Source organism: Paraflavitalea sp., assembly GCF_059502485.1.
In genome coordinates this window covers 2,299,318-2,320,542 of sequence record NZ_JCACET010000008.1, presented here as the reverse complement: position 1 = coordinate 2,320,542, position 21,225 = coordinate 2,299,318, and the positions used below count along the sequence as shown (strand labels likewise).

Sequence of the window (21,225 nt, the reverse complement as noted above, 5' to 3'; positions counted from 1 at the left end):
ATGTATTGGTGTAATGATCGTTCTCCAAAACGGGCTCTTTACCCCTCCCCGACCTTTCTTCCGGTAAATTTGGCTGTCATATAGTAAATTCGCAAAAATTTCTTCGTCATGGATTTACAACAACTGATATCAGAAGCCTGGAATAACCGGGAATTATTGAAAGAGAATAAATATAGTGAAGCGGTAAGATCAACGATTGCCGAGATCGATAAGGGATTGTTGCGTGTGGCCTCTCCCGGTGAGCAGGGCTGGACAGTGAACGAGTGGGTGAAGCAGGCTATCCTCATGTATTTTGGCATCCAGCAGATGCAAACCTGGACTGTAGGTCCTTTCGAGTTCTATGATAAGATGTTGCTGAAGAGTAATTATAAGGAGTTGGGCGTACGGGCTGTGCCGCATGCCATTGCCCGTCACGGTGCTTATATTGCAAAAAATGTGGTGCTGATGCCTTCTTATGTAAACATCGGTGCTTATGTAGATGAGGGCACGATGGTGGATACCTGGGCTACTGTGGGCAGCTGCGCGCAGATTGGCAAGGGTGTGCACCTGAGTGGTGGTGTAGGCATTGGTGGTGTACTGGAGCCGTTGCAGGCTTCTCCTGTCATCATCGAAGACGGTTGTTTTATCGGCAGCCGTTGTATCGTGGTGGAAGGTGTGATCGTGGAGAAAGAAGCTGTACTCGGCGCCAACGTGGTATTGACAAAGAGCACCAAGATCATCGACGTGAGTGGTCCTGAGCCCGTGGAATACAAGGGCCGTGTACCAGCCCGCAGCGTGGTGATCCCTGGTTCTTATACCAAGAAGTTCCCTGCCGGTGATTACCAGGTAGGTTGTGCGTTGATCATCGGTCAGCGTAAAGCCAGCACCGATCTGAAGACGAGCCTGAACGATGCACTGCGCGATTTCAATGTAAGTGTATAGTATTGCCGGTTTCCGGTAAATGATATAAACAGGGGCGGTAATAATATGCCCCTGTTTTTTTGTGTGGCAAGGTTAACGGGCGATGATCATCTTTTTGGTGATGGACTCCTGTCCATTTACAATCAGGCTGTAGATATAGCTACCGGCGGGTAACATGGATTTATTAATAACAACCTGGCTGTTTCCGCGCAGGCTCTTGAACTGCAACAGCATTTTGCCTGTCAGATCAAACACTGCAATGCTGGCGTTGTTTACTTCTTCCGGAATAGTATACTTGATCTCGGTCGAATATCCTGATGGATTGGGGTTGTTCTGTCCGAGGTACAATCCCTGGAGCGGTTGATTGACAGCGGATGGCTTACCGGTCAGCTGATCGAGCTTTGCTTCCAGTTTCTCTATGTATTCCTGTTGTTCCTGAACGGCTTTTATCAATACCGGGATCATCATGGTGTAATTGATGGCCAATGTTTTTTCGGAGCCTTCGAACCGCCTGTTGACGAATTTCGGATGCTCTACTTCTGTCACCATTTCAGGAAACACTTTCTTCAGTTCCTGGGCTACTAATCCATGCTGCTTGTTTTTGGGCAGCTGCAGGTAACCCACTTCTTCGCTCTTATAATTGTAGGATACGGGATTCAGTAGTTTAATTTTATCCAGGAGTGATCCTTCGCCGCGAATGTCTTTTTTCAATCTTTCATCGGAAGGCAGGTAAGAGCCTGTGGTAAATACATCGCCATTGAAATAGCCGGCCCAGTTGAAGGCACCATTCTGCCCAATGCCGTATACACCATAATTGGAGGACACCGCTCCATCAGAGATGCCCATTACACCAATACCAGTGATTCCGGCACTGGAGGAAATGCCTTTGAGGCCTTCATTGTAGTTGCCGCCTCCTGTGGTAATGCTGGTGAGGCCATAGTTGGCCCATCCGCCTCCTGTTTCTATCAATACGCCGTCGGTTTGCTGTGTGGAAGTGCCTGTAGAAGTTGTTTGTACCCGCAGTGTGGGGATCACTATACCGATGCCTGCACCGGGAGCAGCTACAAGGTTGATTTGGGTTTGGGCCTGTGCAGGTGCGCTGATTACAATCGTTGCCAAAGCGATGGCTGATGTCATAAGCATGTTTAGTTCTCTTTTCATAAAACAAGGTTTTTGGTTTCTCTTAAATTACATTCCTATTTTCCGTTGGCCATTATTTCCACTTGCTATTTGCGGACTCTACAGATAAAATTTATTATTTCTTATAACGTATCACTTAGCCGGGTAACCGAAAACTAATGCGTTCAGGATTACTCGTAAAAAAAGCGATACTTTTACATTCGGAAAGGCTTTATTGAAGATCAACCAGTGGGGACATACACATGAACAGTAATAAGTATCAAGGGGTTACATGGATGGGCTTTTGCATCACTTTCCTGGGCGCCATTATGTTCTCTACCAAGGCCATTATTGTGAAGCTGGCTTTCAACCATGCGTCGGTAGATGCTTTGACGCTCCTTACGCTAAGGATGATCTTTTCGCTACCTTTTTATGTGGGCGCCGTTTGGCTGGTGAACAAACAGGAAAACGCTACGCCGCTCACCAGGCGTCAATGGATAGTGGTGTTGGTGCTGGGTATTTTTGGTTATTACCTGAGTAGTTTGTTTGATTTTGTGGGTCTGCAATATATTTCTGCGGGGCTTGAGCGGTTGATCCTCTTCCTCTACCCCACTTTCGCTGTATTGATCAACTCTTTTGTATTCAAGCAGCCTATCCGTCGTGCCCAGCGCTGGGCGTTGGTACTTACTTATGTGGGCATTGGCCTGGCTTATTTTGGTGAGCTACGGGTAGACACTGGCAATCCTAATTTCTACTATGGCAGTTTGCTGATCTTTATGTGTGCCATCACTTATTCCATTTATATCGCGGGTAGTGGTTATATCATCCCCAAAGTAGGCGCCACCAAGTTTACGGCTTATGCGATGCTGGCGGCTACGGGTGGCATTTTCACCCACTTTTTGTTTGCAGGCAACTTCCAAGCTTTGCAGCAGGGCGCGGGGCTGTGGTGGTATGGCATTCTCCTGGCTGTGGTAGCCACCGTGATCCCCTCTTTCCTTATTTCCTATGGCATGAAGCGGATCGGCTCGAACAATGTGGCCATTATTTCGAGCATCGGTCCGGTATCTACCATCCTACAGGCGCACTGGATACTGGGTGAAAGCATTTTCCTGGAACAGATCGTAGGTACCGCGCTGGTTATCATCGGGGTATTGCTGATTGGGTGGAAAGAGAAAAAAGCAGAAAAATAAAAGAATCTCTTTGAGGGGAATAGGTTTACCCTTATCTTTGCAGCCCTGAAACAGAAAAAAACCTGCCCAGGTGGCGAAATTGGTAGACGCACTGTGTTCAGGTCGCAGCGCTCGCAAGGGTGTGCTGGTTCGAATCCAGTCCTGGGCACTTAAGATTGGCCCCGACGATAAGTCGGGGCTTTTTCATTTTTTGTATTTTCCAGACGTGGGCGATAGCTCAATGCGCCCATCTTAAATCAAACTTATTCTAACATGAGGATCTCATGCTTTTTATGTGTCCTGTTATTGTGTTATAACTCCCAAGCCCAGGTATCTCTTTCGAAATTATCATTGCCCTTCGGAAAACATACAGTCGGATTTAAACACTATCTCCGGAACGATAGCACCAGAACCTATCAGAGAATGGGCGATTGGGACAATAAAGTTACTGCAAGGCCCATCCCGATAAGTGTATGGTTTCCCGCACAGCCACCATCTCCTCATACACCAATGACGGTGGAAAGCTACATGACCATTTTGAAAGAGGAAGAAGAATGGGAAGCATTGCCCAACGAAAGAATCCTCGATTGGTTTTATTATACTAATACCTCAGACAATAGAGCTCACTTCAAAGAAGTGGTCAAAGCCTTCATTAATGCCAAGCCGCTGCCAGGGAAATTCCCCGTTGTCGTATACGCACCAAGCTACCAGGCAAGCTCGGTAGAGAATTTCGCATTGTGTGAATTATTGGCCAGCTGTGGATTTGTAGTCATCGCCAGTCCCAGCCGGGGAACGGAAACCCGTTTTTTGCAAGGCGCAAGTATACGGGATATTGAAACACAAGCCAGAGATATCCGTTTCTTAATTGCAGAGAGTGCAAAACTTCCTTTTGTCGACTTAGAACATCTTGCGGTAATGGGCTTTAGCTTTGGAGGCATATCGAATGTGCTGGCACAAACGATGGACCCGAGGATCAAAGCAATGATCTGCCTGGATGGAAGCATAAAATACCAGTATCATAAAATCCAGTCATCGCCTTATTATAACATTGCCAAAGTAAATGTGCCATTCATCTTCATGTCGCAAAAAGACATTCCATTGGAGGTAATGAAGGCAGACAATATCGATACTACGCTGAATACCAAATTTGAGTTTTACGATTCACTACTATACAGTGATGCCTATTACCTCAGGTTCAATAATATGACTCACCCCTACTTCAGTTCAATGGGTGTGCTCTTTCAGGACCGGGACAAAAGACAAGATAAAGCTGACACACTAATCATGGATTCCTATAAATGGATGACCATGTATTGCTTAAATTTTCTACAGGCTTTCCTAACAAACAACACGCAGGCAAAAGCATTTCTGGACAATCAACCCGGAGCTAACGGTGTAATGAACGATGTGATAACTAAACAATCGAAGAAAAGTCTGATCAAGCCTTTTTCTTTTGAAGACTTCAACCTCCTGGCCAGAAGACAAAACTATAATGACCTACCTGATCTTTACAATGATTTGATTAAGCATAAAACAGGTTTTAAAATGGAAGAATGGAAGGCAAACAACTTGGGCTTGAACCTCCTCTTCAATAAAAAAACAGCAGAAGGAATAAATGTATTAAAGCTCAATACGATCCTATTTCCGCAGTCGGCAAATGCGCATGACAGCCTGGGAGAAGGATACCTGATGGCAGGAGATAGAGAAAATGCAGCAAAAAGCTTCAGGGACTCTTTAAAATATGATCCGCATAATCAAAATGCCATAAACAGACTCAAGCAACTATAATCACCTTACCAATTACTACAATCGCTCAACTTTCACATTGCCGATGTAATAATAATTCTTCCGGTAATCGTCATTCTCTCCACCGAAGAACACGATGTTCTTCAACTTTATGGTGGACGGTACGGCTTTTTTACATTCGTAAATTATCTGTCCGTCGGATAGTATCTGGAGTGATTCACCCTTCTTGATGACCTGCAGGGTGATGGTGTTTAGTTGCTTGTTGTTTGAGAATCCGGGTACTTTGAGGTAAGGGTATGTTCTGTTATTCTCTTTTTCACAGGCAACAGCACTGTATCCACTTCCCAAACCACCGTCGAGCCATAGGTTGCCGGGGTTGCCGCTGTTGCCGGGTGTGATCTTTATCTCCAGACCACTGAATCCGGCGCTTGGATGCAGGGAAACATCTTTGTCGGTTAAACCTATGGTGATGGGCTTGGTACTGTAAGGAATGTCTTTTACCACGGCCAGGTTGAAGCTAAGGTTGAAATCGGCTGACAGCGCAGTTATCTGCGGGTATGTTTTATGACTGGTGAACTCCATCCATTTTGAACCATTCATCTCTTTCACCTTTGCTTTGTAGCCGGTCCTGAAATCATTGCCGCTTTTCCAGTTGGGTGGATAGCCATCAAGGGCCACGGCAGAAAAGTCATCGAAAAACAAGACGTTCTTGTCTTTTGCAGCGGACTCCGCTGTTTTGGATGATGCCACAGCTGCTTTGTCAGAAGGGGATTCTGCCAGGGGTGGACGTAGAGGTTTATAAGGTGCTATTACTTTATCATTGCCAAAATGATAATCGTATACATACTTAAAGTTGAAGTTGTTGAGAATGCTTTCCATCATGTGTACGGAAGCTGGCAGATCGGGCAAGGTCATTGACCAATATACAGCTATCCATTGCGGGCTATTTTTACAGGCTTCCGTTACGCCTTTCTTTAAACGCAAAACGGGTAATGTGGTGCGGCCGCTCTTTATTTCAAGTGCCTGTAAAACTCCTTTGTCTGCATCCTTTATATCAAGGAAGTCCAACCCAACGGCGGGATCGATACGCGCTTCTTCATCGAACCTGTTCTTATAAGTCTGTTTTATCAGCGCCATGTTTTTTTGTGCTTGTTCCAAAGCGCCGGCAATGGGTGTCCTGGACTCGTAAAAATCTTTGTGTAGCGTAGGGATATTCTTTTCGAGGCGGTTTAAAAATTCGCCCAGTGTAATGCCTTCAACGGGAAATGGCTGATTGTTTTTAGTGATAATGACCACGTATAAGCCTTTGCCGGCAACCAGCTCCATATCGCTGGGGATTACAAAGTGCCGGTATGGTTGCAAATTGGGATGTTTATCAAAATTCAGGTAGGATGATTTTTGTGCAGCGTAAGGGAAGGACGCAGCCGATTGCTCTCCGGGAACATACGTGGGCATCATAAAGTAGTTTTCGCCCGGTGTGGAAATGCAGTTTATAGCGGTCGTAATGTATTCCAGTTGGTTAACGGAAATATTCCACCGCTCACCAAATGGCTCATGAGCAACAGGCACAAATGTGCCATCGGCTTTCTTTTTAATGGGCTGCCAGGTTTGGGCAAAAGCGCCGTACAAGTGCGGAATAGACTCTTCGTGATAAAAAGTGGTGAGCCCGAAATTCTTGTATTTATCCGCTCCACGGTTTTGGAAATACTTAGCGATGCCAATGCATCCTTTGGGTGTATAGCTGGCCTGCATCCACTGAATGAATTTACGGGAGTCGTTCATTTGCTTCGCAGTATAGGTCCTGCTACCCAATGTTTTGGCTGGTACTGTTTTATTGGGGTCAGACAGGCCGCCTTCCCAGCCTATATAATAATCTTCAATTTCCGCATGGGACATTCTTTTCTCAACGGGAAGCTCTTTCGTGTCGCGCTGGGCAAAGCAGTTTACGGATAACAGGATAAACAACAGTACGGGTAACCTTTTCATTATATGCCTATTATCTTGTAAACCTATAGGTATTGCAGAAATACAGGCATCCTTAAAAAAGGTGATTTTTAAGCCGGAGGCTTTTCGATAGAACAGAACAAGCTCTGGGGAGCAAGGCAAAGAGTGTTGCCCCTACGGGGCAAAAGATACGTTAGATGTAATTCTCTACAAAGCTGTAGCCCCAATGGGGCATAATACAGGTGACAGATTAATTCGATACCGCTTTTACAATAATGGCGCGTCCTGCCCTGCCCTTTTTTGCAAATTGCCCCTGTTTTACCCTTTTGTGCTATTAGTATGGACTATCTATGGTCGATCTATGGACTATCCATGGACCATCCATGGACTATCTATTCTGTATCCCTTCCTCATTTTCTGTTCCGGCTACTCCTTTCTTCCCTTTTCCGGAATTTTTCCCATTTCTATTTTATTGTTCGTCTTTAATAGCAAGCGTCGAATATACAGTACCGGTAATACGGTTTCCAAATTTTTCTGGTGTGGTTTGGTAATTTTAGGAATAATAAGAAAAATAGTAACTAAAATTCCTAATATTCCCATTATTCCGAATCGTGGCCAGAAAAATTTGGAAACGGGTATTCGGTTGTTGTACGTTTGTCTGGACTGTTAGTCATGACCAACTTCTTCAAAAGGTTCATTCATGTTGACGTTGTTTTCACAAGCTGGTAACTGATCAATACCGGTTTGAGGTTCAGCAAAACATGAAGAACAATGTGTGGTGCTTATCTTCTGTTGTTTCCTCTGGCCACGGCCAACTTAATATATCGCTACACATACGATGATCTCAAAGCAGCACCGGCAACGGCAGTACACTGCTACCTCGCCCACACTCCGGCAATCGTTGTTCAGTAGTTGTTTAAACGTAGCTTCTTATAAGGAGCAAGCTTTTGGCAGCCTTCTGTACAATAGCCAACCAGGATGCTTCCTGCAATCTTTGGTGGTTTTGCCGGGGTCCCGTTTCAGCAGGAACTCCGTTGCCGGGCAAACCGGAAGTAAGAAGTAAGATGTAGGAGGTTGGAAAGACCTTCATGCATAAAAAGACCTGGATGCGGAAAGTTGGGAAGGATGAAACTCTGTTTTATTCCTCCTGCTTTCCGGCGTCCTGGCTATGTGGACTTACCATTTCCGGGAAAAGTCTTTCGTCACAAAGGAGGTCAGTGGATTGAAAGAGTTATCTGCAGTACAAATAAGAATGCGCTTATCATAATTATCTAAGAAGGTACTGGTGTTAGTGAAGGTGATCGTTTTTCGACCCAGTGTGGGATGAAGGTTATTATTTGCATCACGAAACTCAAGTGTTACACTCACGTTCTCTATTTTCCAGGCATCGGCAAAAAAGTTGGGTTTATAGATGATGCGTAGTGAGAGACCGTAAGTTTGAAGATCATTCAGCGAGATGATACTGGTACCCGTATTACTTGTATTATACCTGACAGGGATTGCATTCGGTTGAGAGCCCGATGTGTAAAAAGTAGTTCTTTCCAATCCTACCGGAGTGTTCTCGTTCTTTTTCATTTCATTGGTCAGGTTGTTCTGAGCAAAGATCTGAAACTTGTCATTTCTTGCCCACAGTTCAATTCCTACGTTAGATAATGACTCTTTATTATCGTTGCCCGTGCCGATATTGACCTTGACTGCAGTAAGGTTGTAAGTTGCTGCCGGAGCAGGAGTAGGATTACGCGTTGGTGTCGACTCCAATCCCGGGGATCTTTGTTTTATTACTTCTACTTTTTTCTTTGGTGGCGTCAGTGGGTCAAACTGTGCCTGTAGTTTAGCTGTAACCAATAACAGGAAGGCTGGGTATATTAAGATTTTAAGCATGGTATCTATTTCAAGATTAAAAATAGACATCATGATGAATGGCAGTTATCCCCTGAAAGCAGGATTTTCAGTAAATGGTCCTATTTTTATAACTACTAAAAATGGGATCAATGGGTAAACAGAAATGGAAGCTAAGCGTATTACCGGTAGTTATAATCCTTGTATGGCTCAATAGTCTGCAATCAGTTTATGCAGTACCTCCTACCCCACCGGACAACAGGCCCAACATCATTTTCATCCTTACGGATGATATGGGCTTTAGTGATATCGGTTGTTTTGGCGGGCAATTTGTTCCAACGCCCAACATAGACCAGCTTGCGAAAAGCGGGCGGAAGTTTACACAGTATTATAGCGCTGCTCCCATCTGTTCGCCGTCAAGGGCCGGGTTTCTTACCGGCATGTATCCCGGCAGGTGGAACTTTGCGACTTATCTCGATAATAAAAAACACAACAAGGATGCTGAGCAGGCAGACTACCTCGATCCTGCAGCTCCTTCTATCGGCCGCTTCTTTAAGAATGCCGGCTATGCTACCGGGCATTTCGGCAAATGGCATATGGGTGGTGGCAGGGATGTAAAAGATGCGCCGGGATTTGAACGGTATGGTTTCGATGAACATGCCAGCACTTATGAAAGCCCCGATCCTGATCCGTTAATTACTGCCACCAACTGGATCTGGTCGGATAAGGACAGTATTAAAAGATGGGACCGCACCCGGTATTTTGTCGATAAGACATTGGATTTTTTAAGCAGGCATAAGGGGCAACCTTGTTTTGTGAACTTATGGCCCGATGAAGTGCATACGCCCTGGGTGCCACAAGAAAGCAGGACTACGCCTATGAAGCCGGAGGAGGAAGTGGCTTTTAAACTGGTGTTAAAGGAATATGATATTCAAATGGGCAGATTGATTGACGGATTAAAGAAGCTGGGGATCGACAAGAATACGATTATTGTTTTTACCAGCGATAATGGTCCTTTGCCCAACTTCCGGGGAGACAGGGCTGCCGGCCTACGGGGCACAAAACTGTCTTTGTATGAAGGCGGCACACGCATGCCTTTCATCATCAGTTGGCCCGGGCATGTTCCGGCAGGCACGGTAGACGAATCATCCGTGATCAGCGCATTGGATATGCTTCCTTCTTTTGCCAAACTGGGTAAGGTGACTATCCCCAAGGATTACAATGGCGACGGAATTGATAAGAGTGCAGTTTTGCTGGGAAAGCCTGCAGCAAGAACACAGGATATATTCTGGGAGTATGGCCGTAACGATATTGCCTACAAGTATCCTGGCCCGAAAAACAAAAGCCCTAATCTTGCTGTGCGGTCCGGCGAATGGAAGTTGTTGATGAATAGTGATGGTACGGACATTCAGCTTTTCAATATCATACAAGATAAAGGCGAAACGATCAATGTTGCAGAGCGTGAGCCGGCTATCGCTGCCAGGCTTAAAGAGAGGTTGTTGAAATGGTGGCAGGCGCTGCCGAAATTAAAATAACAGCATACTGCGTTCGCACACGTAGCCTATCAATAAAACGGCTCCCTCAAATGATTGGGGGAGCCGTTTTATTATCTATTATACTTGTGTATTCTTACTCCTGGATACGACGGAAATCAATGTTCGTAGCAGCAAGGCCCTGCGGACTAAAGTGTCCATTAGAAGCATTGCAACCTGCTTTGATCACTACATAGATCGTTCCGCTGGCGCCAAATGTCATATCAGCTGTTCTTGTACCGTTGAAGGCGGTCCAGGTGCCCCAGGTGATGAAGCTCAACTTCTGGTTGTCGGAATAATCTTTACCATCTGCAGGAACGGTTTGACCAAACAATATCTGGAACCAGGCATCTTGTGTTACACCGTATGCACCGTTCATTGTATAACGGTATGTTTTATTAGCCACTACCTGCACTGCCTGATAAATACCACCGTTTACAGAAGCTGTTACCGGTCTTGTATTCGTAGTAGCCGTGTAAGCATTGTTGGCTAATGTCCAGATAATCTTATTGGCGTTGGCATCATACTTACTCCAATATTGCTCGTCACCGGCATTCATTTTACCGCCTTTGATCAGGTTGTCGTAGGCTGGGTCGTTCTTAGTGGTCGTTACAGTCAAAGAAGGCGCATTGTACAATTTTCCTCTTTTATCCAGTGCCTGCATTTTAATGGTATAGGTGCCGGCCAACGGATAGAAAACGGTATCTGTAGTTTTGCCCATAACGGCTCCACCGCCTTTACCTACATCCCACCGGGTGCCTACCACATCGCCTTTGGTTGTGTTGGTGATCACAAACTTGGTATCGTTGCCCGGTACGGGTGTTACCGTGAAAGTAGCTACCAGGCTGTCCACCGCTTCATACACTTCATAGCTGTTGTTGGCGTCTTTCTCACAACCCATCAGCATGAACCCGCCCAAAGCCAAAGAGAGCGTGGCTGTCAGTATCCTGCTTTTTATTGATGATCTCATAATCATAATTTTAATCGTATTTATGATGTTTTATGCTTTTTGTTGGATTACCAGCCGGTGTTTTGTGTCCAACCAGTTTTGGTGATCTCAGCTTCGGGAATGGGGTACAAATACATCTTAGAAGCATCGAATACCCTGTCTTCCAACTTGGTGGGGGTGTATACAAAATTCGATCCATTGAGTGTGATAGAAATGCTTCTTACAGGATTACCCAGTACATTTCCGATCTTCCACCTGCGCACATCCCACCAACGATGTCCTTCAAAGCCCAGCTCTACCCTGCGCTCATGAACGATCGCATCGGTTGTTACCGTTGTCAATGCAGGCATCGTGCTGCGTGTTCTTACTCTGTTAATGGCCTGCAAAGCAGTCATACCATAGTTTAAAGGATCGCCGGAGGCGCCATAAGCATTGAACATTGCTTCGGCATAGTTCAACAGCACTTCTGCATACCGGAAATACAGCCACTGGTGTGTAGTGGTGGTATTGTTGAGCAGGTCTACTGTTGGGTTCACATTCTTCGACAGGTAGTAGCCTGTTTTGGTAGCATTCAACTTAGGCTGACCGCTATTGCCGCCAAAGTAGGTTTGAATGGTGGTAGACTTAAAGGAAGCGCCATTGAATATCACTGTTGCAGCGAGACGTGGATCGCGGTTGGCGTATGGATTAGCAGCGTGTACTGTGTTGGTCCAATCGAAAGGAACCGATGTGGCGCCAGTCTTCACTTCAAACTCGTCTACAAAGTTCTGACTGGGCGTAACGCTGTTGCCATTGGTATTTTCAAATACAATCGGAAAGTTGCTTCTTTCGAAACCGTTCTGACCGCCATAACGCTTAAAGAAAATCGCTTCTGTAGAAGCGGCATTGGTTGCACCAAACACGTTGGTATAGGATGCATCCAGGTTGAATATATTCATGGCAATTACTTCACGGGCTGCCGCTGCAGCATCTGCCCAGGTATAAGTAGAACCAGCCTCTTTAAATAAGGGGCTTGCCGCATACAACAGGGCTCTTGCCTTGAGTGCTTTAATGGCTGCATTGGTGGCTCTTCCGGATTCGTACCAGCTGGTTACCGCGCTTGTGCGAACGCTGTCCGGAATAATAACGGCTGCTTTATCGCACAAAGAAGCGATGTATTTAAAGCACTCGTCTACCGTGTTCCTTGGTAAACCCTGCCAGGTAGATGGCTGGTTGTAATCCAATGCCTGATCGATAATGGGAACTGCACCATAACGCTTTACCAGTTCGAAGTAGAAGAATGCTTTCAGGAAATAGCACTCTCCTTCCATCAGCTTAATGTTGGTAGAGTTCCTTTTGTATTCAACGGAATCGTTGTTAACGATCCTGTTGGAATAGGGAGACAGGTCTACATCGCCTTTATGTTTCAGGTAGAGATTGGCCTGAAAAATACCATTGAAGTAGTTGCCCCATACACCGTCCGGGTTATTGAAGCGGTTCCACACGCCATAGTTGAAGGTATGTGACCGGTTGTTTACGTTTGTATGGTAGGCATCATCTGTTGCCGCTTCCATGTCAACCCACGCATAGCCATCCGGCATATAGCTGTAGGCATTCCATACAATGCCCTGTATGTAATCGTATCTTTTGTACATTAGTTCGATCGGCATATCCGCAGGGATATTCTTCACATTCAGAAAGTCTTTCTTACATGAAGTAAGACCTAATGCCGCGACTATTATTATGATGATATAATGATTGTTTTTCATCCTGTAAGTTTTCAATTCGTTCTAAAATTTTGCTTTAAGGCCCACTGTCACTGTCTTCATCAAAGGATAACCCATGGAAAGTCTTTCCGGTTCCAGCCCATCGATCTTTGTGCTCAACAGGTTGTTGCCGCTCAGGTAGATCCTGAATACTTCAAACTTTCTTAAGAAGCTTTTTGCGGGAAGGGTATAACCTACTTCAACGCTACGCAATTTGATAAAGCCACCGTCGCGAAGCCAGAAGTCTGCCTGCTGGTTATTGTTGTTGTTTACCAGGGTAGACAATCTTGGAGAAGTAGCTGTGGCAGCATTTTCAGGCGTCCATGGATTGTTGGAGAAAGCTGTGATGTTATTGTTGTTGGCCAAAGGATGTACATAATCAAAGGCATCTTCATGTAAGCTAACCGTCCTGTTCGTTACTCCCTGAACGAAGGCATCGAAATCGAATCCTGCATATTTAACGCCTACATTGAAGCCCACCGTAATTTCAGGAAGCCTTGCAAACTTCAATGGTGATTTATCGTAATCGTTGATAATACCATCGTTGTTCAGATCAACATATTTCAAATCGCCCGGACGAACCTGGCCGTAGGTCGATTTGGCGATGCCTGCTTTTAAATTGCCGTTTGCATCGAAATCAGCTACCTGGTAAAAGCCGGCTTCCTGTAATCCCCTGATCTGGTTAATTCTATATCCTTTCAGGTACAGGTAGTCGTATGGCTGTGCATCCTGGGCTCTCTTGGTTATTTCATTGCGGGCAAAAGCAAAGGTTGCTCCGGCATAATACTCGATGTTTGTTTTTATTTGATCCCGGTATTGAAGTGACACCTCAACTCCTTTATTTACTACTTCGCCGCTATTGGTGCTTCTAAGGTCAAAACCTGTATAGGCAGGCACACCAACCGGTGCTTCTAAAATGCCTGTACGTTTTTCCCTGAATACATCGATCGTAGCATTCAGCTTTTTCAGGAGGGTTAATTCAACACCGATATTGGCTGTTTGCTTTTCCTCCCAGGTAAAGTCGGCATTGGGATAAGCGCCTTCGCTACGTCCGCCAACTCCGGCATTATTGGTTCCGAGGATAATACCGGGAGCGGTGATGCCCCATCTTTCAAATAAGAAACGGAAGTCTTCATTGGTGTTGGCTGTTATGCCATAAGAAGCTCTTACTTTCAGGAAGTCGATCACTTTGTTGTTCTTCAGGAAGTCTTCCTTGCTGGCTATCCAGCCCAATCCCAAGGCAGGGAATATACCGTAACGATCACCTTCCTGGAAATCGCCTGAACCTGCATAGGAGAAGGAAAGATCAGCTACGTACTTCTGATCATAGTCGTACGTAAACGCTCCGCGTACTCCCTGCTGAACCACTGCGTATGTCTGACCATCATGGTTGTAGCTGGAGCGGTTTACCTGCAACATACCGGTGAAAGTATGTTTGTCGAAGGTCCTATCGTAATTGAAGCCCAGCTGGATGCTATTCCTGTTCCAGTGTGTGTTACCGCCGTCGTTGATACTCTGACCTACCGCTCCTAATACTTTGTACACCACATTTCCATTGGCGTCAAGTACCGGATTATCAAAGGCGTCTTTCGTTACTTCATTGGAAGGTACCGTAAACCGCTTTTCATACACACCTATGTAGAGGTTGCTGTAGGAAATACCACCATTCAGTGATAAACCTTTAACAAGGGCATCCAATCGTTGGTTAAAGCTCACGTTGGTCTGCAAACTTCTCGTGTGGGAGTTGTAGATACCGTTTTGTCTTAACAGCTGTACGGGGTTGAAATTGTATACCGCATTATTTCCCCAGGTACCATTCAAATTTTTCACTGCAAATGCTGCTGCCGGTATGCGTAGCAGATTGGAAAAAAGTGATGAAGCAGTAAAGCCTGCCGGAGTGCTACGGTCTTCGGAAATACCGGAGACTGTTGCTTTGATGGACAGGTTCTTCGTTGCCTGCACATTTACATTGGCTCTCAGGTTAAGCCTTCTGTACTTGGCGTTGGTACCAAAATCAAGGTCTATCGCATCGGCATCTTTGTAGGCGCCGGCAAAATCCGTGTATCCGCCCAGTACAAAAAAGCGGGCTTTGTTGTTACCTCCGCGGAAGGAGATGCTATAATCCTGTGTGGTAGAGCTATTGTTCAATACTTTATCATACCAGTTTACATTGGGATGAAAAGGATCGTCTTTGGCTTTGTACAATTCCGGGTTGTAATACTTAATGGGTAATCCATCATTCTGCAATGCTTTGTTGTAAGCGGTCACATAGCCATAGGCATCCATTACTTTGGGCATGGAAATAGGCCGCAGGTTTCCGTAGCGTGCATTCACTTCGATCTTCGTTTTACCAGTCAATGTACCTTCTTTGGTACGAACGCTCAATACACCCGTGCCACCGTCGAATCCATAAATAGCCAATGCGGCGGCATCTTTCAACAGGGAGATCGTTTCAATCTCGAAGGGTGAAAGGGCCTGCAGGGCATTCAGGTCTACCTGGAATCCGTCCAGGTAAATAGCGATGGCGTTACCAGCTACGTTCCAGCTGCTTTGTCCACGCATGTATAAAGTTGGGTTATCATACCCGGGCTCACCAGAACCTGTAGCTACTGTTAAGCCCGGTATTCTTCCCTGTAAAGTATTCAGCAGGTTACCGGCATTCGTCCTCGCCAACTCTTCTCCGGTGATCGTAAATATGGCGCCGGTAGTTCTCCAGCTTTGCTCTGACCTAAGCCCCTGGTCAATGAGGTTGCCAGTAGGTTTCGTGGGTACAACGATCGTATCAGGTAAGCTGGCACTGGTTGATTGTGCCTGGGTTACCGTGAACCCACACAAATACACCAAGCAAGCAAGACTTATATTTTTATATTTCATTGTTTTCGGGTTAATCTTTCAAATAAGCAGTTATTACCATGAAGGGTTTTGACCATCCCAGTCTTTTCCACCGAGGTATTTCATACTCACTTCGCTATAAGGGAAGGGTACATAGTAATACTTGACGGGGAATGTTCTGTTACCATAAGAAACGAGGGTCCAGTTCAGGAATGGATTGGTTGGTTTTGGTGTAACGCCGTTTGTGGAAGCTGTTACTGCAAATCCATTGAGCGGCTTATTCAGCACCACGTGTGCAGTGAGCCAACGGTGCAGATCGTTGTAACGATGATCTTCAAAAGCCAGTTCTATCGAGCGCTCATTTTGAATAGCGGTTCTGAAAGCAACCTGGTCGGGCAGCATGGATGCATCTTTATTGGGCATACCTGCGCGTTGCCTGATCATGTTCAGGTAATTGAATGATTCAGCCGTAGGTCCTTCGTATTCGTTCAGTGCTTCTGCATAGCTCAAATAGAACTCTGCCAAACGGAATACGGGCCATGCGAAGTGTCCGTCGTTGTTGTTGTCGACACGGGCAATAAACTTGGCGCACTCAACAGCGCTACCGGTGTTGTCACCAGCATTGGTATCATCTGCCAATCTGCCTTTCGCATAAGAAGCAGGGTTATCTGTAGAGGCTTTATAATAAGCCAGGAATGTTTTACCGCCATTGTACCATTGACCACCCCAAGCCAGTGATTGATAAGCGCGGGGATCGAGGTTCAGGCCTTCGAAATAGGCTTTGAAATCGTTTCCGGAAGGTGTGGCAGTCCATTTGGTACCGTCTCTTTTCTCATACATCTGCAGGAACTCAACGGGCACATTGTTTTTAGCGCCCCACTCCTGCATACGAACTTTGGAGGAGTTGTACCTGCCCCAGTCGGCCCATCCATCACGGTTAGGGTCGTTCTGGTGGTAAGTATTTACGAGGATCATTTCGGGATTGCCATAGGTGCCGGCAGTACCGAATACGTTGTTGAACACCGCTTCGTAATCTCCCAAACCAGCATAGTTGTCTGTTCTGACGGTAGTGGTCGGCTTACCTGTATTGTACAGCTGAACGCCTGAGGCTCCTGCCCCATCGATCACTGCTTTGATAGCTTCGGCAGCTCTCTTCCAACGTTCTTTGCTGTAAGAAGCATAGGCTAATAGAGTATCTCTGCCATCTCCATAGCGAGCGGCCGCTATGGAAGCTTTCATACTTTCAGGCGTATTGTACAACGGGCTGGCTGCATATAATAATATCCTTGCCTTCAATGCCAGCGCAGCGAGGCTGGTGACCCTGCCATAATCGTTGGTTGGTCTGGTAGGAGGCAACATAGTGGCAGCCACATCGCACCATTTAACCAGCGTATCTACCAGTGATTGAATGGAGGCGCGGGGAATATCGATCTTTCCCTCGCCCGATAATACCTCAGATACGATGGGGATGCCACCGTATAAACGGAAGGCGCTGTAATGGGCCATAGCACGACAGAACATCGCCTGCCCTTTTACATCGGTCTTCCATTCGGTTGGCGCATCTATCACCTTGTCGATGTTCTTCAGGACAAGGTTGGATTTCCGGATGGCTTTATACCAATTTACAAACGCTACAGCAGCGGTGTTGCCACGCTGGGTAATTGGTCCGCGGTCAATGCTTGACGAGGGTCCCATACCACCTGCGATGTAATATTGGTAGTTTAAGTTACCTGCTACCCAGTTGGCGCCGGGCAACAACAGGTGTACCTGATCAGTAAGCACATCTTCGCGGCTATCGGCGGAGTTGTTCATTACAAAACCTGTAGGTATGCTCCAGCCGTACATATCAGCCACTGCATATTGTGCCTGCATCATCGTATGAAAAATGGTGTCTACGGTAACGTCACCACCTTTCGGTTTTTCAAGGAAATCTTTTTTACAACTTGTCATTATGCCAGCCGTCATTAATCCGGCAATCAGCATAAGAGGTATATATGATCTTTTCATTGTTTTTCTTTTTTCTGTTCAGCAATTAAAATCCAACATTGATACCGGCATTGAACGTGCGGGTAAGCGGATATCCCATGAAGCCCATGTTCTCGGGATCGCCCCAAATCTTGTTCTTGTTCCAGGTATACAGGTTGAATCCGTTGGCATACACGCGAACGCTGCTGGCGCCGATCTTGCCGAGGATACCGCGTTGGAAAGTATACCCTACTTCCACGTTCTTTAAACGCACGTAAGAGGTATTCAGGTTGAAGAAGGTATTTGCATATGCCTGGCGATTGTAGGCGGCAATGGGGAAGTTGATATCTTCACCGGCAGCATAACGCTCGGGCGTGAAGCGCGTCCAGTCTACTTCAAACAATGCTTCGGTGGTACCGTTGAAGTGCAGGTTGGTAGCGGGCATAGGATTGGCCGATACGCCTGAAGCTCCCTGGAACAATACCGACATATCAAATCCTTTGTAGCTGAAGCCTGCTGATATACCGTAGGTCAATCTTGGAATAGCGGTGTAACCGGATCTTTGGTAATCCCTGTTATCGATCACGCCATCGTAGTTGATATCTTTTAACTTAATATCACCGGGTTGCAAAGGCACACCGTTGAAGGTGAGGTCTTTTTGATAAACATCCTGACCACCGGCATTTTTATAAGCCTTACCATCAGCACCCTGGGCCAGTACTGGTTTAGATAAAATAGGATTGTTGTTGGCATCTACTTCATACAATTGAGCCCAGGAAGTGTAGAGTCCATCTGCTTGTAAAAAGTTGCCCTGCCTGATCGGCTTACCGGTTTGGGCCTGGTATTCCAGTCCTGTGAGGATGGCTTCATCCTGGAAGACAACTTTGTTCTGGTTGGCGCCATAATTGGCCTTTACCCAGAAGTTAAAGTTCTTGCCGATCTTATCGCGGAAAGTAAGGTCCAGTTCAGTACCCCAGTTCCTTACTTTACCTAAGTTATAGAAGGGCAGATCAGCCGCCACGATACCAGGTACTGTTCCTTTTCTGCTGAAGATACCTGACCTGTCTTCATTCCATATGTCGAACTCTGCCGTGATCTTATCTTTCCAGAAATTAGCCACGACAGCCAGGTTGGCTTTCTGGGCGGTTTCCCAGGTTACCATGCTGTTGCCCAACCTGCTTTCATAAGCTGCCCGCACATTCGTACGGTTGGAGCCGTACTGACCAAAATAATAACCCTGCATTACGGCGCCGCTATAAGCCCACACGTCGGGCAAATACAGGAAGCGGGCGTTGCCGATCACATCATTACCTACTTTACCAATCGATCCTCTTATTTTCAGGAAAGTAACAACATCATTCTCTGGCCAGAAATCTTCTTTGCTGGCTATCCAGCCCAATGACCATGCGGGGAACCATGCAAAGCGCATCCCTTCCGGGAAGTTCTCAGAGCCGTTGTAACCTACGTTAAACTCGGCAAGGTATCTTCCTTTATAAGCGTATGTAGCACGACCTACAAGACTTTGGTAAGCGTGGGGAAGGCTAAACTGGTAGCCTGGATCAAATCGCTTACTGAGGTTGCCCATGGCCAGTGCTGTGAAGGCATGATCGCCAAAGGTGCGGTTGTAGTTGAGTGCGGCTTCTGCATACCAGGTACGCCACTTACCGGAATTCCAGTTGGCCCAACGTTGAGAAGGGGCTTCATTGTTGAGCTGCACGAGGATCGGGTTGAGCTTATCTCCATTGGGATTCTCACGCGCGGCATACATTACCGGGTACGACTGACCACCAGCGGTGTTGGAGAAATAGCTGTCGTAAGAACCTTTTACGTTGAACGTAAGGCCTTTTGTAACGAAATCGAGCTTATGAATAATGTTGAGCGCAGAGTTGAGCGTACTGTTATTATTAATATTATATGCATTGCGCATAGCCAGGCTGTACAATGGGTTGAACTGCTCGGCGGTGCGCTGCCAGATAAATACAAACTTACCATCGATGTAACCGGGAGAGCCCATGGGGTTGGTCCACATCAGGTTCTTCTCATAGTTGTATCCATCGTTGTTCATACCGGATACCTGTACGAACTGGGTACCAATATCTACAGACACTTTAAGGTTATCGTTTACCTGGAAGTCGAAGTTGCCTCTCAGGTTATAGCGATCTTTTCTGTAGTCCATCTCTTTGGAGAAAGGCATGTAATCGGTTTTGAACAAACCTCTTTGCGATAAGTAACCAGCTGAGATGAAGTACTTCAACCCTTTGGTGCCACCCGTAACGTTGACGTTGGCCTGGGTTTGAGGTGCAAAGTTTTTATAGATCTGCTCCTGCCAATCCTGGTCTGGATGGAAATAAGGATCATAATAAGGATTGACAGAACCATCGGCCAGTTTAGGCGTATGGGCATTCTGAAAGTATTTCAGGTCTTCATCGGAGTACTGTGGTACGTAGCCTGTTTGTCTTTTCTGCACGAATGTTGCCCAGCCATTGGCCAACCCTACTACATCGGGATCGTTGGCATGTTGCTGCCAGTAGGTTTCAAAGATCTGCTCATTACGCAGGGTGGCGTATTGATGCGAGTTTACATAGTTAGGCAGTCTGGTAAACTGGTTGAAGGCGCTTTGAACTGTAGCACTGATCTTGGGCGTACCTTCTTTACCACGTTTGGTAGTGATGAGGATCACCCCGTTGGCGCCACGTACCCCAAACACCGCCGTAGCAGAGGCGTCTTTTAGGATACTGATGGTCTCCACTTCGTTGGGGTCGATATCGTTGTAGGTATCACGAACGATACCATCGATCATGATAAGGGGCGCCGTGTTGGTGCCGTACGTACCAATACCCCGGATGTACAGGGTAGAAGCATCTGAACCTGGTTTACCAGTGCCTTGTAAGGAGGTCAAACCTGGTAAACGGCCAGCCAGCGAGTTACTGATATTGGCAACAGGAGACTGTACAATTTCCTTCGCGCTGATCGTACTGATGGCAGCGGTTACGGAAGCCTTCTTCTGCTGACCATAGGCCACCACGATCACGTCTGTCATGTTATCCACATCGCTTTTTTGAAGGGTAACTGAAAAGACAGATTTGTTGCCTATCGTTATTTGCTGTGCCGCAAAGCCCAGATTGGTTATTATTAATATCTTATGGGAAGCATCAACGGTTAATGAGAAACTCCCCCTGGAATCTGTAGTTGTTCCAATGGTAGTGTTTCCGATCAATACGGAAGCATCGGCAACAGGAGCTCCCTGCTCATCTTTAACGGAGCCGCTGATTTTTCTTGTTTGAGCAATACTTTCCTGTTGAACGACAATCGCCAGAAGCAATAGTAGCAGCCGGCACAAAAGTTGTCTTTTGTTCATAAAGCGCATTGGGGGTTGTTTTGGTGATAAATGAAATTCTTACTGTAAGGCTTCGCGTTAAACCGTAAAATCGTGTGTAGAAAGAATAGTCCTATGAAGGAGGCCGGAGGTGCTCCGGAATAAGTTT

12 protein-coding genes and 1 tRNA gene are annotated in these 21,225 nt (G+C 46.2%); 5 read left to right on the top strand and 8 right to left on the bottom strand.

From position 1 onward, the window contains the following. Window positions 1-108: 108 nt before the first annotated feature. Window positions 109-921 (top strand): 2,3,4,5-tetrahydropyridine-2,6-dicarboxylate N-succinyltransferase, encoded by an 813-nt coding sequence (locus AC5JBY_RS11815; protein ID WP_495904795.1) that lies wholly within the window; start codon window positions 109-111, stop codon window positions 919-921. Between the two features lie 72 nt (window positions 922-993). Here the strand turns inward: AC5JBY_RS11815 and AC5JBY_RS11810 are convergent, their stop codons facing one another. Further along, window positions 994-2,061 (bottom strand): tail fiber domain-containing protein, encoded by a 1,068-nt coding sequence (locus AC5JBY_RS11810; protein ID WP_495904794.1) that lies wholly within the window; start codon window positions 2,059-2,061, stop codon window positions 994-996. Window positions 2,062-2,282: 221 nt separating this feature from the next. Between AC5JBY_RS11810 and AC5JBY_RS11805 the strand changes: the two genes are divergently transcribed. From AC5JBY_RS11805 to AC5JBY_RS11795, 3 genes are all read left to right on the top strand, one after another. Further along, window positions 2,283-3,209 (top strand): DMT family transporter, encoded by a 927-nt coding sequence (locus AC5JBY_RS11805; RefSeq protein WP_495904793.1) that lies wholly within the window; start codon window positions 2,283-2,285, stop codon window positions 3,207-3,209. Between the two features lie 64 nt (window positions 3,210-3,273). Beyond that, window positions 3,274-3,357 (top strand) — tRNA-Leu (locus AC5JBY_RS11800). 254 nt (window positions 3,358-3,611) lie between these two features. Further along, a complete protein-coding gene (locus AC5JBY_RS11795; RefSeq protein ID WP_495904792.1) occupies window positions 3,612-4,976 on the top strand; it encodes a poly(ethylene terephthalate) hydrolase family protein in 1,365 nt (454 codons plus the stop codon). A 15-nt stretch (window positions 4,977-4,991) separates the two neighbouring features. Here the strand turns inward: AC5JBY_RS11795 and AC5JBY_RS11790 are convergent, their stop codons facing one another. Then, on the bottom strand, window positions 4,992-6,920 hold the full coding sequence (locus AC5JBY_RS11790) for a hypothetical protein (protein WP_495904791.1): 1,929 nt from the start codon (window positions 6,918-6,920) through the stop codon (window positions 4,992-4,994). A 1,134-nt stretch (window positions 6,921-8,054) separates the two neighbouring features. After that, the gene (locus tag AC5JBY_RS11785; RefSeq protein WP_495904790.1) at window positions 8,055-8,759 is read right to left on the bottom strand and encodes a hypothetical protein; all 705 of its coding nucleotides are present in this window, start codon (window positions 8,757-8,759) and stop codon (window positions 8,055-8,057) included. 110 nt (window positions 8,760-8,869) lie between these two features. Between AC5JBY_RS11785 and AC5JBY_RS11780 the strand changes: the two genes are divergently transcribed. After that, entirely contained in the window at window positions 8,870-10,252 is a 1,383-nt protein-coding gene (locus tag AC5JBY_RS11780; protein WP_495904789.1) for a sulfatase-like hydrolase/transferase, read from the top strand. 94 nt (window positions 10,253-10,346) lie between these two features. On the opposite strand, the gene AC5JBY_RS11775 is transcribed toward AC5JBY_RS11780, so the two are convergent. The 5 genes from AC5JBY_RS11775 to AC5JBY_RS11755 are packed head-to-tail and all read right to left on the bottom strand — an operon-like array spanning window position 10,347 to window position 21,098. Then, entirely contained in the window at window positions 10,347-11,219 is an 873-nt protein-coding gene (locus tag AC5JBY_RS11775; protein ID WP_495904788.1) for a PKD domain-containing protein, read from the bottom strand. 47 nt (window positions 11,220-11,266) lie between these two features. Beyond that, entirely contained in the window at window positions 11,267-12,946 is a 1,680-nt protein-coding gene (locus AC5JBY_RS11770; protein WP_495904787.1) for a RagB/SusD family nutrient uptake outer membrane protein, read from the bottom strand. A gap of 21 nt (window positions 12,947-12,967) precedes the next feature. Then, window positions 12,968-15,817, bottom strand: a complete 2,850-nt coding sequence (locus AC5JBY_RS11765; RefSeq protein ID WP_495904786.1) for a SusC/RagA family TonB-linked outer membrane protein — start codon at window positions 15,815-15,817, stop codon at window positions 12,968-12,970. Between the two features lie 33 nt (window positions 15,818-15,850). Then, window positions 15,851-17,782, bottom strand: a complete 1,932-nt coding sequence (locus AC5JBY_RS11760) for a RagB/SusD family nutrient uptake outer membrane protein (RefSeq protein WP_495904785.1) — start codon at window positions 17,780-17,782, stop codon at window positions 15,851-15,853. Window positions 17,783-17,807: 25 nt separating this feature from the next. Beyond that, on the bottom strand, window positions 17,808-21,098 hold the full coding sequence (locus AC5JBY_RS11755) for a SusC/RagA family TonB-linked outer membrane protein (protein ID WP_495904784.1): 3,291 nt from the start codon (window positions 21,096-21,098) through the stop codon (window positions 17,808-17,810). Between the last annotated feature and the right edge of the window lie 127 nt (window positions 21,099-21,225).